Here is a 15,905-nt window from a genome sequence, read left to right on the forward strand (position 1 = left end):
GTTTAGGGATATTTATCCGGTATACGTGCAATTAACCTGCCGAATGAAAAATACGTTGATTGTTGAGAAAGAGGCAGAGGCAAAAGGCTTCTTTCTCGCGAGTTTTATCCCCGTCATTCGAACACTCGACCGTGTGAACGGCAATTAATCAGGGAAACCATGTGATGGGAAAAAACCGCGTTACCGAATGTCTGTCGTTTTCACGACAGGAGGAACGCACCGTAATGTTTTTCCGGGATCAGCGCATGAATTATCCAATTTATCAAAACAAGAAAGAATACTGATAAAATTGACATTACAATAAACATGGATTACACTTAAGGGGAGCAGAAAATCATGAGGGAGGCGCTTATGGGAGGAAGAGCAAGAATCCTGATTGTTGAAGATATCTATCTTGTCGCCAAGGATTTGCAGGAATCTCTCGAGGAAATGGGTTATACGGTAATCGATATTGTCGATTCCGGCAAGGACGCAATAGAACGTACGGGACAGCGGAAACCCGATCTTATCCTCATGGATATCAGGCTGAAGGGTAATATGGATGGTATCGAGGCGGCTTCTATTATCCATGAAACCTATAATGTCCCCATTATCTATGTGACCGCGTATGCGGATGACCATACCCTAATGAGGGCAAAACGGACCGAACCAAGCGGTTATATCATCAAACCGTTTAATAGAAAGGAACTGCATTCCACGATCGAGATGGCCCTTTATAAACAGAAAATCGAATCCTTTCTCAAGGACAGGGAAGAATTCCTTGCCGTTACCTTGAGAAGCATCAGCGATGCGGTCATTACAACCGATTTAAAAGGGTATATTACATTTTTAAATCCTTTTGCGGAAAACATCACGGGCTGGAGTCAGGATGAGGCGATGGGCAAACATATTGATGATGTGCTTGTTCTGGTATACGAGCGGGGAGAAGAGATGAATGTCTATCCCGTCAGGCAAACCATAGAAGAAGATACGACGATTGTTCTGGAAAATCTTTTTCTGCTGTCGCGGGATAAAAAAAGAGAAAACATATTGTGCAGCACTTCACCCATAAAGGACGATAAAGGCTCGATAATCGGGACAGTCGTCATCTTGCGTGATATGACGGAGGAAAGACGGCTGCAAAAAGAACTGATGAAAACCCAACGGCTTCAATCTCTCGCGGAACTCGCGGGCAGCATCGGACATGAGTTCAATAACCTTCTTACCGTCATCCTCGGCAATATCGAACTGGTAAAGCAGGGCGGGGGGGTGAAAGCGGAATTTAAGGAAGGTATCGAAGAGGCGGAAATCGCGGCAAAGAAAGCGAAGGGATTGTCGACGCAATTACTCATGTTTTCAAAAAGAGGCGAACCCGCAAAAAAAGAGATGGATGTAAAAAAGGTGATGGATTCCATTATCGCCTCATCATCGCGAAATGCCAGAGTTGAATTTGAAATCGATTTTGCCGATGACCTCCGTCGGATTGAAGCAAACGAAGCCCTTATTTCACAGGCAATCGATCGTATGATGAAGAAGGCTATGTCGCTTTTCGCCAGGGAAGGGAAAATAATTGTAAAAGCGGAAAATGTCGTCATCGACGAGAAAACCCTTGTTCCGCTTGATCCCGGTATATATATACGGATAGAGATAAGGGAGCATGATGTGCTGATGCCCGGAGAACAGCTCGAGAGCATGTTCAATCCGAATTTCTCCATCGAGAAACGCAAAGAGAGTATTGATATCGCCTCGGCATATTCGATTGTCAAAAACCATGGCGGTACCATTATCGCTGAATCGGGAAAAGACGATGGAACGGTTTTTTATATCTATCTGCCTGCGATAAAGGAAAGAATCCCGCGTGATGAAGCGTCGAATAATAAACAGCATATCGGGAAAAGGGTTCTGGTCATGGACGATCACGAGCTGGTGAGGATTATAGCCGGGAAAATTCTCAACCACCTCGGCTTTGAGGTCGAATTTGCACGGCATGGACTCGAGGCGGTTGAGCTGTATAAAAAGGCGAAGGAAAACGGCAATCCCTTTTCTGTTGTATTTCTTGATCTGACGGTCAATTTCGGGCTTGGGGCGATCGATACCATTCAAAAGCTTCTGGAAATCGATCCAAAAGTGAAGGCCGTCGTATCGAGTGGTTATTCCAATGATCCCATCATACAGAATTACCAGGTATACGGCTTTTGTGCGGTGATTACGAAACCATACGAGATCGAAGATTTTAACAGAATACTGCGGAAACTGAGATAAACGATGGCTGTCGATTGCATGAAAACGTATCGGCTTCCGGCAATGGTTTATTTGTAATGGAAACGATTCTTTACATTTTGTTCGGCTGCATTTCCTGCGGTATCATCCTGGCGGTGTCGGTCGCCCGGGACAGAAAAAATAGGCTTTCGGATAAAAAAAGGAATGAAACCGAACCATCCCTTTCACATCAGGTTTCTTTAAACGATTTCAGGGCAATACTTTTACAGTTCGCGGATCATTTTACTATCAACAGACTCAATATCGGTGAGAAAAATGATACCTTTCCTTTCCTGAAACAGTCGGACATCGGCCCGGTGTCCGTCGCGATCGATGTCGGATACGAGGAAGGAGGGCATCGGTGTATCGTTACATTGACGCCAAAAACCCCGTATCCCCTTTATATCGTAAGGAGAAAATCCTTCACGCCCCCCGAACACATGAGTTTGGTAAGAACCGGTGACCGGAATTTCGATTCGCTGTTTTTCGTCTATTCCAGGTATGATTTTTTTGCACGGCTTCTCCTCGATCAGCCGTTCAGGGAGTTGTTGTGCGGGATCGGGGGCGACACGTCATTTTTTGAACTTTCCCCCTCCCGTCTCAGCGTGTCGGTCGCACTCGACCTCCTTTTTTCTCACAAAAAACTGCTCGTCACCCTCACGGATAACCTTCTCAGGATCGACCGGATATTTTCGTCATGCGATGTCATGGAGGAGAAAATCATCGGGAATATCTTTGACTCAAGCGATCCGGGCGTCAAGAAGGAATTTTTGGAAAAGCTGTCCCGTATTGCGGGACAGCAGGCGGCTTCGTATCACAATAGTGAAGATTTGCTTGTGAAAACAATACTCGAGTGCAGCTTATCCTTCAGGGAGACATGCCCGGAAGCGCTTCTTCACTCAAGAGAACTGGAAAATGTGCGTAAAACGACGATTGAAACCATGCTTGTGAAAATAATTTCCGAAAGCGACAATGTCTCACTCAAAAAGGCCTGCATAAAAGAACTCGTTTCCCTTTCCGAAAAGAGGGGGTTGATGAAGTATGACCGTGAAGAAGTGCTGCGAACGTGCTGTCATGACGAATCCCCGCTGGTCAGAATCATGGCCGCTTTTTATCTCGGTAAAAAGGGGCTGCCCCTTCTCTACGACCATCTTCTCAGGACTTCCCTTTCAATACGGAAGCAGGCCCTGCATGCGATTGTTATGATAGAGGGAAGGTCATGTGTGCCGGCTTTGATACAATATTATCAAAAGATCAGTATCAATCACGAGTTCAAAGCCGCCATTATCGCTACACTGAAGGACTTCGGGGACCGGCGCGCATCAGGTTTTCTCGTAAAGGAATTGCTGAACAGCAATGACCCGTTGCTGTGTAACGTGATTATCGAGGCGCTCGCCGCATGCGGGACAAAGGAAGCGATTAACGCCCTCAGGCGATTTTCCGGACAGACCGATATTGAACGCTGGCTCAGGCGAAAGGCCCTTCTTGCCATCAAAGAAATAAAGGAAACATTAAAGGAAAAACACGACGGGTGGCTTTCACTTTCGGAGAAAGACGATATCAAAGGTGCCTTGAGTGATATCGAAACGCCGGAGACCGGAACGCTGAGTTTTACCGGGGAGGAAAAGACGGACTGACTGCCGTCTTAATGTTTAAAGCTGCGTTCCCCGGTATATACCATGGCGACATTCGCCTCGTTACACGCCTCGATGCTCTCGAAGTCCAGGATCGAACCGCCCGGCTGGATGATGGAGGTAATTCCCTCCCTGATACCGACATCGACCCCGTCCCTCTTGGGGAAAAAGGCGTCGGAGATCATGCAGCACCCGATAAGCCCGCCCTTTTTCGCATTTGTCTCTGCCTCGATTTCATCCCTTTTACCTTTATCCTGCAACTCGTTAAAGGGGGTTTTGTATCGTTCCCATGATAAGCGGTCCGCCAGTTTACGGTACGCCTTGTCCCGGGCGATTTCCGCGACACCGACCCTGTCCTGTTCCCCGGTTCCGATACCGACCGTCACCCCGTCCTTGACATAAATCACGGAATTGCTCGTGACACCGGATTCGACAAGCCAGCCGAAAATGAGGTCCTCGTATTCGTGATCTTCCGGAAGCCGGTTGATGCGGTATTCCTTTCCTTTATATGTGGTCTGGGCGGGCACGAGATCCTCTTTTCGCAGTGTTTTTGGGGAATATGACCACTGGGCGATAAGCCCGCCGTCCATGAGGGATTTAAAATCGACGAAACGCTGCCCGATATAGCTTTTCAGGTTGCCCATGTTTTGTATCTTCATGACCCGAAGATTTTTTTTCTGCACGAATACATCGAGAACACCCGGGGCAAACTCCGGCGCGACCACGACTTCCGCGTAGTTTTCCACGATAAGTTCAGCCGTTTCACGGTCGACTTCCCGGTTGCATGCAATGGCGCCGCCGAAGGCGGCCACCCTGTCCGCCATATTCGCGCGGTGATAGGATTCGGAGAGGGTTTTTCCCTTTGCCACGCCGCAGGGATTATTGTGCTTGACGATCACGGTGCAGGGGGTTTCGGTAAAATAACGAAGGATGTTGAGCGCGTTATCCGCGTCCGTGATATTGGTTTTACCGGGGTGCTTGCCGGACTGGAGGAGTTCTATGTCCGATGCGAGGTAGCGGCCGGGCTTGATGCTGACCACATCACCCAGCCTGAGATTGCCGTTTGCGAGTCTGTAAAGCGCCGCTTCCTGTCCCGGATTTTCACCGTAACGAAGGCCCTTTTGAATGTCATCGATCGTCCAGCATACTTTTTCATAGACAAGCGTTTGCCTTTTTGATTTTTCGTAAAAAGAAATCTCGAGTGAATCGGGAAAATGATCGTCCATGATCGTTCTGTAAGCCGATTTAAAATCTTTTGTTGCCATGGGAAACTCCCTTTTTTATACTATTTCTTTATAGCTTTTCGTTATCGCCTCGTATGTGAGACCGTCGAGGTATCCGGAAATCGCCCTGTCATAGGCGGCGGTATGGGCAAAAGCCTTTTTCGCGCAATCGAAACGGGTTCGAAGCGAAATAGTACCGCCCGAGGATTTCAATTCATCGATTATCTTCCCGTAATCCGCCGGGTCGGTGACGGAAACGACACGAAGATAGTTTTTTGCCGATGCTCGTATCATACAGGGCCCCCCGATGTCGATATTCGCCCGCGCCTCTTCCGGGGTGACGCCCGGCCGTGCGATCGTTTGCGTGAAGGGGTAGAGGTTGACGACCGCCATGTCGATGGCGGCGGCCCCGGTGCGTTCGAGATCCTGCCGGTGTGCTTCATTATAGGTCTCGTTGAGCAGGCCGAGGTAGATTTTGAAATCGAGTGTTTTAACGAGGCCCCCCTGCATCTCCGGTTGTCCCGTATAATCGGAGACACTGATCAGGTTTTTTTCCGCTTTCAAACCGAGTATCGTCCTGATCGCCTTGAACGTGCCGCCGGTTGAATATATTTTTATGTCCGGATTGACATTGAGGAGTCCGGGGACGAATGAGGTGAGTCCCTCCTTGTCGTATACGCTTACAAGGACATGCTGTATTTTGACCCGGCCGTCGATTTTTTCAACGATATTTCCCGCCATCATCCTCCTCCTTTTTATTCATGTACCCATGTCCCGGACCATGTGCCGGAATATGTGTTGCTGTAAAGACCCTGGGCCGCCGTCAGGAAATATACCTTGTCATCATGGACATGAAACCTCATCACATGGCACCTGTCGAGCTCGGTATCGAGCATCTCCTTCTCGTCGATCCGATCGAGCCCGCCCACCGTGCCGTCTTCCATCTGATAGAATCCGAAGGAAGTGGTTCCGACCAGGACATTGCCGCCTACCTCGGTGAATTCGGTAAACTTCACGGTTTTTTGTGAAACGGTCTTTTTCTCCGAGCCTTCCGAGGATGCAAAACCGTCGTCCGACCGGTATACCTTCCCGTTATCGGCGGACAGATAATAGTGGGTTCCCGCGAAAAGGATACCGCCGTATTTATTTCCCGAATCCGATTGAAGCGGGTCCGTCGTGACTTCCGCCAACGATTCGGGGTTCGCGCCGCTGTACAGCCTGTTTCCTGCAATCGTCCAATATGCGGAACCGTCCCATATAACGGTAACGATAAGATGACTCAAACCCGAAAGGGTTGCGGGCTGATAAATCGCTCCATTAAAGTAATACAGACCGAACTTTTCACTTTCGTCCATGGCAACGACAAACAGAACGCCGTTTGCCTCGACAAGCCGTACGATTTGTTTGCCGGCGATATCGGCATCGACCTCTTCCTGCCAGCTTACCGGGTCCGGCGCCGTTCGATACAGAGCGGTTTCGCTTTCATTAATGAGAAATCCCGCATAGAGGTTTCCTCCGTACAGGGTAATTCCCGTACAGAACGCCCCGCTTCGGGGAAGCGATATTTTTTTCCAGGATGCCGAAGATGCGGCAGTCACGCTTTTTTTCAAGATAGAGCCGCCCGTTGAAATGAAGTATGTAGATCCGTCATCCGACATGCTCCCGATCGTGAGGTTATTGTCCAGACTGTTGTCCGTCTCTTTCTCCGTGAGGTGTATAGACCAGAAAACGGAATATTCCTCCGCCATACAGGCGGTGAAAAATAAAATTATCACCGTAAGACATGTTACTGTAAAGATGTGCTGTTTCATAAATATCCCCTTAAAAATGATAGAATAATGACGGAGAGATCGTAAGGAAATTCGCCATGATTGCCGGGTCTTCTCCTACAGGAAACTCGAGATTCCACCACCAGGCACAATCGATACCGAATGAAAAATTGGCGTCGAAACGCCAATATACCGAAGCGCCCGGTTTTACGAGAAATACCGTATTCGTTCTGTCATCCCCATATTTCAATATATTGACCCCGATTGCGAGGTTGATGGGGAATTCGAATCTGGAGACGTTAAAGATATAGGACGCTTTTGCCGCGATCGGCATCATCAGGTATATTTTCATATTCGGATCAAAACTCAGCGCGCCGCCGAACTCGAGTCCGAGTCTTACGGAACTATTGATATAGGCACTCCATTGAAGGTGGCCCGCTGTTCCGAGGGTGGAGTTCGCACTCAGATACTCACCGGTAAAATCCTGGAAAAAAAGAGGGATAAAAAGACCGACGGTAAGCGAAAAGGTCTGGTCTCCGAGTTCGTGACCGGGGAGTGCGATAACGGACTCCTCTTTTCCATAGACAAATGTCTGCATCATGATCAGGATAAACACAAGCAGCAGTAGTATCGTTCTTTTTTTAAACACCTATGACATTCTCCTTTGTTCGCTAAAGTGTTCTATTAATAATAATGAATCAGCGTGTCTGTACGATTTCGGCCGATATCCGGTATATTCCCGGATTTTTTTCAATCGCATGGTTTATTGACAGGTTACCTGTTTTTTATCGTACGTACAGGATGATAACAAATTCCGGTGCGTCTGGTTACACCCGATATTATGCCATTATCGATCGCTTTTCTGCATATTACTGTGAATGGATTTTTTTTTCAAGCTTCAGGGGCAATTATCATTTGAACTTTTTTTATACAACCGTCTCGATTATTTTTATATACTCATCGAGGGATTTTGTGCGAAGGAATCGAATACCGGCATAGAGGGTGTTGTTATCCAGTGCGGCGACGTAAATGATTTCTCCGACAAGTTTGAATCGTTCATCTTCAGGATAAATGATCAGTCCGTCTCCGACCCTGAATAGTGCATTTGTCACCGGAATAAGAAGCCTGATCCCCTTTATCGAAAAATCCGTTGTTTCCGTTTTGATTTTCTCGCCCATTCCCTGTTCGATAATAAATTTTCTGAAACAACTCGGGATTAATGTTCCCTCCATCCTTTCAAACTCTCGAAGATCGATGCCATCCCAATCCATACGCTTCTCTCCTTCCTTGCTCTGACTACAATATACGCTGAAAAACCTTGCTTTTCAATATATCTTCGCGGGTATTTTCAAAAAACATCGGATGTGGTGGTTACCGAACTAATAAAAATGATATTGATTCTTTTGAATAAAAGTACTATACTAATGTTAAGCATTCATATGTTTTGGGATTCTTCTTTTCATATACCGATACATCTCCGCTCGAATTATTCGCTTCTGGGCGGTTGCCTTTCCCCGGAGGAAATATGCCGCTATGCGTCGACAAAGGGATTCCCCGCCGTCGGCATGGTAGACCGGAACAACATGTACGGCCTCCCCCGTTTTCTGGCGGCGGCCGGACGCTTCGGGATAAAACCGGTGGCCGGCGTCGCTGTCCGGACGGGGGGCGGGGATCTCTTTACCGCTTATATCATGAACAGAAAAGGCTTTTCGCGTATTGCAGGCATAATCACCGCCCTTCTCTATGAAGAAAGCCCCTTCAGGAAAGATGAAAGAAAATCCTCCCATGATCCTGTCGCCGATCTCCTCGAACACGGATGGGATGGGCTTTCAATCGTTTCGGACAACTTTTCACTCCTCAAACGGCTTGCCGGACGGGAAAGGCGGGGTCTTTTTGTCAAGCTTACCTGGGGAAGGGGCTATATCGGACTTCTCCGTGCCGCTCGGGCCATGTCACTGCCTGTGATCGGCATCAATGACGGGGTCGTTCTTGACCGTAACGATGTGTGGTTCTTCAATCTTCTACGGGCAATCGATCTCAACACGACCATCGGACGGCTGCCGGAAGGAGAAAAACTCCTTTCCCATCAAAGAATCGCGACAACGGATGAAATGGAAGCCTTTTTTTCCGCAGTGCCCGAAGCCCTTCGTAATGCCGCAGTCCTTGCGGATGAGTCGGCCGCAGAGGAGATCGTCGGGAAGGGGTACGTATTTCCAAGGTTCAGGGATCTCGATGAGAACGGGGCATTCTCCCTGCTCCGGCGGCTTTGTATGGCCGGTGTCGGAAGGCGGTATGGTTCCATTCGGCCGGATATCGAGAAGCGGTTGAATTACGAACTCTCCATTATACGCAGAAAGCATTTTGCCGCTTATTTTCTGGTGGTTCACGATATTGTGTCCCGTTGTCCCAGAACATGCGGCAGGGGGAGTTCGGCGGCGAGTATCGTCTCCTATCTGCTTGGTATTACCCATATCGATCCCTTGAAGTACAATCTTTTTTTCGAACGCTTTCTCAACATGGGAAGAAAAGACCCGCCGGATATCGATGTTGATTTTCCGTGGGACGAACGTGACATTGTCCTCAAGTATGTGTTTGACACATACAGGGGGAGGTCAGGGATGGTGGCAAACCACGTGACCTTCGGGCGGCGGTCGTGTATCAGGGAACCGGCAAAGGCCCTCGGGATTCCGGAAGAGGAGATCGGCAGGCTCGTGTCCCTGTGGAGGGAAGAAAAGCGGGACGGCCTCCCCCCGTATCTGAAGAAGGTTTCCGAACGAATATTCGGGTTTCCCCATTATATTGGGGTTCACTGCGGCGGGGTGGTCGTCACGCCCGAACCGATTACCGGTTACACCCACCTCCAGCCTTCGATTGCCGGATATCCGGTGATCGCGTGGGAGAAGGAGGGAACGGAAGATGCCGGTCTTGTCAAGATCGATCTCCTGGGCAACAGGTCCCTGGCGGTTCTCCGTGATACCATCGAGTTCATCGGAGAGCGCTACGGGAGAAAGATCGAATGGGACCGTTTTAATCCCCTTGACAACAAAAAAGCGCGGCAGCTTATCGGAAATGGAAACACGACCGGCATTTTTTATATCGAATCCCCCGCGACCCGGCAGCTTTTAAAAAAAATGAAGCGGGGGGATTTTGAACATATCGTGATTGCGAGTTCCATAATACGGCCCGCCGCGAATATGTATATACGCGAGTATGTGAGAAGACTCGGAACCGGTACCTATACACCCCTTCATCCCCTCATCGGAGAGACCCTGAAGGAGACCCTCGGGATCATGGTCTATCAGGAGGATGTCTCCCGTGTGGCAATCGATCTGGCGGGGTTTTCGGTGGAAGAAGCGGATGCGCTGCGCAAAATAATTGCCAAAAAGGACCGGGAACACCGTCTCGCCGATTTCAGGGAACACTTTGTCATGGGCGGACGGGCGAGGGGTGTTTCGGAGGAGGTCCTCGTTACGGTGTGGAATATGATTCTTTCCTTTAAAGGGTATTCCTTTTGCAAACCCCACAGTGCCTCTTACGCGCTTGTTTCCTACAAACTGGCCTATCTAAAGGCGTACTATCCCCTCGAGTTCATGACTTCTGTCATCAATAACGGCGGCGGATACTATTCGCGCCAGACCTATCTCAATGAAATCAGGCGAATGGGATTCGCCGTGCTCGGGCCGGATGTGACGGCAAGCCGTTACGACTATTCGATAGAGGACCGGAGGGAAAACGGCGAGGTCCGGGCGGCACTCAGGGTGGGGTTGGGTCAGCTCGTCGAACTTTCCCGTGAATTTGTCGAGAGCATAATCCGCGAAAGGGAAATGAAGCCCTTCCGCGGGTTTCAGGATTTCCTGCGGCGGACACATCCCGGGCTTCCGGAAATGCGTATTCTTATCCGTTCGGGGGCACTCGACCGGCTCGGGGAAAAACTCAGCAGACCGGCCATGTTCTGGCTTTACTTTAACACGGAAAAGAGTGACGGATTTTTTCTCATTCCCCCTGTTCCGGATTTTATCGGCGACTACCCGGCGGGAATAAAACTCAGAGATGAGATCGCCACCCTGGGACTCATTATATCACACCACCCGCTTGCCGTTTTCAGAAAGAGAATCGCCTGCCGCCTCACAAAAAAATCCATTTTCCCCTTTATCTCGTCACGGGAAATACCCGCCTTCATAAACAGGCAGGTTTGTATCGCGGGGCTTATCGTCACCGGCAAGGAGGTGGTGACAAAAGCAGATGAAACAATGATATTTGTGAGTTTTGAGGATCCCTATTCGATGTTCGAGACGGTGTTTTTCCCTCCTGTTTTCAGGAGGTTTTTCCCCCTCCTTGAGGAGGTGGGGATTTACCTCATCACCGGGAAAGTGGAAGAGGATCAGGGGGCGATCAGTATCAATGTCGATGCGATTGAAAAATTAAGCAGGTCGTGACGGCGGATCATAGGGTTAGGGCAGCGCTGTTTTCTGTTCGAGAGCTTAGTTGTACACGTTTCGCCTCAATCTCCATTGCTTAAATCTTTTCTCAATTTTTTCGATGACTTCATTTCCATATTTTTCTACCTGCGCTAAAAACAACGCCAATAACCATCTCACCAACTGTGCGATACTAAAACAATTCAAATCCGCATGCAGCAGCTTGACCTTTCGATACACATCTTCGGGAAAATAGACATGCACATGTCCCCGGTTTTCCTCATAACAGGATGATACCGGTTGATATCGACTCATTCGTTGTTTGCCCCATTGAAGCTCCTTTATAATAAACGGATCGATAAGGGACATAATCCCGATAATAACGCCGGACAACGAGCTCCTTGAACCGAATAATTTCAGGTTTTTAAGTTTCTTTCTCATCGTATCCGTCATCGCAAAATGAAATTCATGCAGATCTGATTGTATCATGCTATTCTCCCTCAAATATTCATTCTCCTGCATTGTATAACGCTGGAAAAGTATTACCGCATTGAATTTTATTTTATTGGAGACAAAAAAACCGGTAGATTTTTTATAGGCATTCGTATGCTTATATGGAAAGTTGACTATTTGCGGTATTTAGTATATGCTCACATCTATGAAACGGAAAATTTTATTAATAACAATGTGCATGGCAGGTATATGTTTATTGACAACCTCATGTATCGAAAAAAAACAGGAAAACGGCGGGGTTGATAAAACGGCAACTGACGAGCCGTTTTCCGTTGAGGGTGTTATCTTTGAAAAACAGCTTGGTGGAGATAATATCGATAACGGTAATGATATTATTATGACCGATGACGGCGGGTTTCTAATAGCCGGTTATACCTTTTCAAAGGGCGCGGGGAACGCGGACGCATACCTGGTCAAATGCGGAAGTGGCGGGGAAGTGCAATGGGACCGAACCTATGGGTGGGGGGAAAATGATCAGGTATTTTCCGTGGTCAAAACCTCAGACGGCGGTTATGTCGCAGCCGGACGAACCGAATCGGGCGGTCCCGATAAACGGGATGTGTATATTATCAAAGTGGATGATACCGGGAATAAGCTGTGGGAAAAGATATACGGGGGTGAAACCACCCAGGATGAGGCGAATTGTATTATCCGGACAAGCGATGGCGGATATATGGCGGGTGGCATGACCTTTTCGAACAGGAACGGTGGGGATATTTATATTCTCAAACTCGCATCAAACGGCAGCCGTGAATGGGAAAAAACATTCGGGGGGAAAGCAAAGGATTTTGCGAATCAGATACAGCAGACGGACGACGGGGGATTTATTGTTGTCGGTGTCGGGGGAGAAAAGCAGGATGTCTATGTATTGAAGCTGGACGGGAAGGGAGACGTTCTATGGGAAAAAATGATAGGCGGGGCTAATTTTGATGTGGGAAATTATATCGTACAGACCGGGGATAAAGGATATATCCTGGCGGGGATCACCCAGCCGGTTCAGAATCAAAAGGTGGATGTGTATATTGTCAAGCTGAAGCCGGACGGAGAAATTCAATGGGAACGGGAAATAGGAGGAGAGGATCACAGCGGTGCTCAGGTAGTCAGGGAGCTTGACGACGGCGGGTACATCGTCGTCGGTACGACAAAGAACAACGCCAATAAAATGGATAATGTTTTTCTTCTTGAACTCGATCCCGATGGCAATACACGATGGATGGAAACCTTCGGGGGCAAGCACATTGCGTACGGGAACGGGGTCGTCGTTCCCCGGCAGGGACGTTACGTTTTTGTCGGTTATATCTATACGAAAAAGTCCGATGAAGACGTCGACTGTAATATTTATTTCGTCGGTTATGAGAGGCGATAGATGGAATTCTTCACGAATATATTGAATACGATCGGAAATACTCCCCTTTTAAAACTCGCCAGGATGGGGGCCGTCCCTATTTTCGCCAAAGCGGAGTTTATGAATCCCGCGGGGAGTATCAAGGACAGGGTCGCCCTCTACCTGATCGAGCAGGCGGAAAAGGAAGGGAAACTGAAACCCGGCATGACCATTATCGAGGCCACCTCCGGGAATACCGGTATCGGTGTTACTTTTGTAGGAGTTCACAAAGGCTATCGCGTCATTATCGTAATGCCGGAAGATATGAGTGTCGAACGGAAAAAGATCATCAAGGCATTCGGCGGGGAACTTGTCCTTACACCGGCGGACAAAAGTATACCGGGATCGATCGCAAAGCTGAAAGAAATGGTCACGGATAATCCGGGGATGTTCGTTCCCGATCAATTCAACAATCCCCATAATCCGGAGATTCATTATATGACAACGGCCGATGAAATCTGGAGACAGATGGAAGGGGATGTGGCGGCGTTTGTCGCCGGAGTGGGAAGCGGCGGGACACTCGCGGGTGTCGGCAGGTTTCTCAAGGAACAGGACGCTGATATTCACGTCGTGGCGGTCGAGCCCGCCAATGCCTCGGCATTACTGGGTCATGAGCCGGGTCTACATCAGATTCAGGGCATCGGCGACGGATTTATACCCGAAGTCCTCGACGTATCACTGGTCGATGAAGTGATTACGGTTACCGATGATGATGCGATCCATACCGCACGCGACCTCGCAAAGAAAGAAGGTACCCTTGTGGGAACTTCTTCCGGTGCGAATGTATGGGCAGCTCTGCAGGTTTCCAAAAAACTCGGACCGGGGAAAAATGTCGTCACCGTGCTTCCCGACCGGGCGGAACGATATTTCAGTACCGCACTGATATAGGGCATCGACGAATTATGTGCCGGTACCGGGGAAAAGCCATCCGGTTTGTTCAGGTTCTTGTTTACTTCGCTTGAATCCGGTTTTCCGTGAATAGGTGCATTGGAATCGATTGCCGCCCAAATCGGTATAATCCTCGATAAAGTATAAGATAAGTTCCTTCTCCTGTGATGTCATGACCGGAAAGCCGTAATGTATATTTGTGTGCCGAAGGGTCCCACCCACCGCCTCCCGGGATTCGACGAACTCCCAATGATCCAGGATGCGTTTTTCCGTATAGCCGTTTATCCGCCCGAGGAATAAATCAAGGTCTTCTCCGAACACGGACAATATTGTGTCATCGATATCGATACCGATGCTGTTTCTGCATAATCCCATGGCGGTATATACCGTTGTTCCCGTTCCGCAAAAGGGATCGAGGACAATATCTCCCCTCACCGAATACATGGCGATAAGACGGTAGGCGAGGTGAAAGGGGAATGCAGCGCTTCTTTTTCTGATATCGGCTTTTTCGATCTGCTGGCGTGCCCCTCCGATTTCCCAGATATCGGAAAACCATGTATTTCGTTCCTCCCAGAAGAGGGCGCTTTCCCTTCTGCGTTTTTTTTCACTTTCATTGCTAAAGGTCCGTTTCCCGTTTTTTCTGAGGATGAGGATATATTCATGTTCAAGGGTGACATATGCTCCCGCGGGAAGCATGCCCGACCCCATGAATTTGTTCGGGGCGTTTGTCGATTTTTTCCAGAGAATCATCGGAAGAACCTCGAACCCCGCACGGGAACAGGATTCAAGAATACGGGAATGATTCGGGAAAAGCCGGAAGGTATCACCTATGGTACGGGTCGCATCACCGATATTAATACACGCGAATCCCCCGTTTTTCAGCACCCGGAAGGATTCACGCCATACATTATCGAGTTCATCATGTATGAGGTCGAAAGCCTGCGGACCGTCGGATGTATCAAGGGCTTTTTTGATGGCCGGCGAATAGCCTGAAAAGAGCTCGTCCCACATCTGAATCATCGGGTAAGGGGGCGAAGTAAGGATAAGATCGATCGAATTATTTTTGATAGAGGATATCTTTCGCGAATCCCCGAAAGAAAGCGAATGAAGGGTTTTTTCCATAGATCACGCCTTTTTACTATAATGTGATAGAAAATCTACCTTTTACATGGAAGGACGTCAATTGAAAAAGGAGGTGTCTTTGTCTTTCAGGCGAATAAAAAGGATGGGTATGAATACAGTGGATGAAAAAAAGCTTGACACAAGAATATAAATTGGGCATATTATCACTGACAAAGGGGGCCGCCTCCTTTGATATAGATTCGACAATAATGAGACAATACTGAAAGTATCTGTCCTCATTGATGCAGGAGTTATGGTGAGTGTAGCTCAGGTGGTTAGAGCGCCAGTCTGTGGAACTGGATGTCGTGGGTTCAAGTCCCATCACTCACCCGAAAATTTCGATAATATATGTATCCTGCTTTATATACTTTCATGCGTCCGTAGCTCAGCTGGATAGAGCGGCGGACTTCGAATCCGTAGGTCGCAGGTTCGAGTCCTGCCGGGCGTGAAATAATAGGATCAGGGCCGTTAGCTCAGCTGGCAGAGCAGCAGACTCTTAATCTGCGGGTCGAAGGTTCGATTCCTTCACGGCTCAGAATTTTTTTTTTAAATATAGGTTTTGAAAGCTTTTACGTTGACATTTTCCGGTTAATCAGTATACTGATTGCGAGAGTGGTGAAATTGGCAGACACGCCAGACTTAGGATCTGGTGCCGTCAGGCGTAAGGGTTCAAATCCCTTCTCTCGCAAAAGAGAGAAGAATGAGGGTGTGCTGTT

The 15,905-nt window shown here is 48.4% G+C and carries 12 protein-coding genes and 4 tRNA genes; 9 read left to right on the plus strand and 7 right to left on the minus strand.

Going from position 1 to position 15,905, the window contains the following annotated elements; translation table 11 throughout:
- Positions 1 to 351 precede the first annotated feature (351 nt).
- Together JW881_20060 and JW881_20065 are read left to right on the plus strand one after the other, a co-directional pair.
- Positions 352 to 2,241 (plus strand): response regulator, encoded by a 1,890-nt coding sequence (locus tag JW881_20060; protein MBN1699821.1) that lies wholly within the window; start codon positions 352 to 354, stop codon positions 2,239 to 2,241.
- Between the two features lie 56 nt (positions 2,242 to 2,297).
- The gene (locus JW881_20065; protein MBN1699822.1) at positions 2,298 to 3,875 is read left to right on the plus strand and encodes a HEAT repeat domain-containing protein; all 1,578 of its coding nucleotides are present in this window, start codon (positions 2,298 to 2,300) and stop codon (positions 3,873 to 3,875) included.
- A gap of 8 nt (positions 3,876 to 3,883) precedes the next feature.
- On the opposite strand, the gene JW881_20070 is transcribed toward JW881_20065, so the two are convergent.
- The 5 genes from JW881_20070 to JW881_20090 form a co-directional block, all read right to left on the minus strand.
- Positions 3,884 to 5,137 carry an IMP cyclohydrolase gene (locus JW881_20070; protein ID MBN1699823.1) on the minus strand — a complete coding sequence of 418 codons (1,254 nt, stop codon included), beginning with the start codon at positions 5,135 to 5,137 and terminating at the stop codon, positions 3,884 to 3,886.
- 15 nt (positions 5,138 to 5,152) lie between these two features.
- Positions 5,153 to 5,836, minus strand: a complete 684-nt coding sequence (locus JW881_20075) for a hypothetical protein (protein MBN1699824.1) — start codon at positions 5,834 to 5,836, stop codon at positions 5,153 to 5,155.
- A 14-nt stretch (positions 5,837 to 5,850) separates the two neighbouring features.
- Positions 5,851 to 6,906, minus strand: coding sequence for a hypothetical protein (locus tag JW881_20080; GenBank protein MBN1699825.1), 1,056 nt, complete (start codon positions 6,904 to 6,906; stop codon positions 5,851 to 5,853).
- 10 nt (positions 6,907 to 6,916) lie between these two features.
- Positions 6,917 to 7,513: a hypothetical protein gene (locus JW881_20085; protein MBN1699826.1), complete on the minus strand. Its 597-nt coding sequence runs from the start codon at positions 7,511 to 7,513 to the stop codon at positions 6,917 to 6,919.
- Positions 7,514 to 7,790: 277 nt separating this feature from the next.
- Positions 7,791 to 8,135: a hypothetical protein gene (locus JW881_20090; protein MBN1699827.1), complete on the minus strand. Its 345-nt coding sequence runs from the start codon at positions 8,133 to 8,135 to the stop codon at positions 7,791 to 7,793.
- A 168-nt stretch (positions 8,136 to 8,303) separates the two neighbouring features.
- On the opposite strand from JW881_20090, the gene JW881_20095 reads away from it, so the two are divergent.
- On the plus strand, positions 8,304 to 11,300 hold the full coding sequence (locus JW881_20095) for a DNA polymerase III subunit alpha (protein MBN1699828.1): 2,997 nt from the start codon (positions 8,304 to 8,306) through the stop codon (positions 11,298 to 11,300).
- A gap of 45 nt (positions 11,301 to 11,345) precedes the next feature.
- Here JW881_20095 and JW881_20100 read toward each other — a convergent pair whose 3' ends face one another.
- Positions 11,346 to 11,771: a hypothetical protein gene (locus JW881_20100; GenBank protein ID MBN1699829.1), complete on the minus strand. Its 426-nt coding sequence runs from the start codon at positions 11,769 to 11,771 to the stop codon at positions 11,346 to 11,348.
- Between the two features lie 202 nt (positions 11,772 to 11,973).
- On the opposite strand from JW881_20100, the gene JW881_20105 reads away from it, so the two are divergent.
- Positions 11,974 to 13,161 (plus strand): hypothetical protein, encoded by a 1,188-nt coding sequence (locus JW881_20105; protein MBN1699830.1) that lies wholly within the window; start codon positions 11,974 to 11,976, stop codon positions 13,159 to 13,161.
- On the plus strand, positions 13,162 to 14,067 hold the full coding sequence (gene cysK, locus JW881_20110; protein MBN1699831.1) for a cysteine synthase A: 906 nt from the start codon (positions 13,162 to 13,164) through the stop codon (positions 14,065 to 14,067). It begins immediately after the preceding gene.
- A 12-nt stretch (positions 14,068 to 14,079) separates the two neighbouring features.
- On the opposite strand, the gene JW881_20115 is transcribed toward cysK, so the two are convergent.
- On the minus strand, positions 14,080 to 15,189 hold the full coding sequence (locus tag JW881_20115; GenBank protein ID MBN1699832.1) for a site-specific DNA-methyltransferase: 1,110 nt from the start codon (positions 15,187 to 15,189) through the stop codon (positions 14,080 to 14,082).
- Positions 15,190 to 15,445: 256 nt separating this feature from the next.
- On the opposite strand from JW881_20115, the gene JW881_20120 reads away from it, so the two are divergent.
- From JW881_20120 to JW881_20135, 4 genes are all read left to right on the plus strand, one after another.
- Positions 15,446 to 15,519 (plus strand) — tRNA-His (locus JW881_20120).
- A 44-nt stretch (positions 15,520 to 15,563) separates the two neighbouring features.
- A tRNA-Arg gene (locus JW881_20125) sits at positions 15,564 to 15,637 on the plus strand.
- A gap of 14 nt (positions 15,638 to 15,651) precedes the next feature.
- Positions 15,652 to 15,724, plus strand: a tRNA-Lys gene (locus tag JW881_20130).
- A gap of 71 nt (positions 15,725 to 15,795) precedes the next feature.
- Positions 15,796 to 15,877: transfer RNA gene (locus JW881_20135), tRNA-Leu, on the plus strand.
- The last annotated feature ends 28 nt before the right edge of the window (positions 15,878 to 15,905 follow it).

This window comes from Spirochaetales bacterium, assembly GCA_016930085.1.
Classification (GTDB): Bacteria; Spirochaetota; Spirochaetia; order SZUA-6; family JAFGRV01; genus JAFGHO01.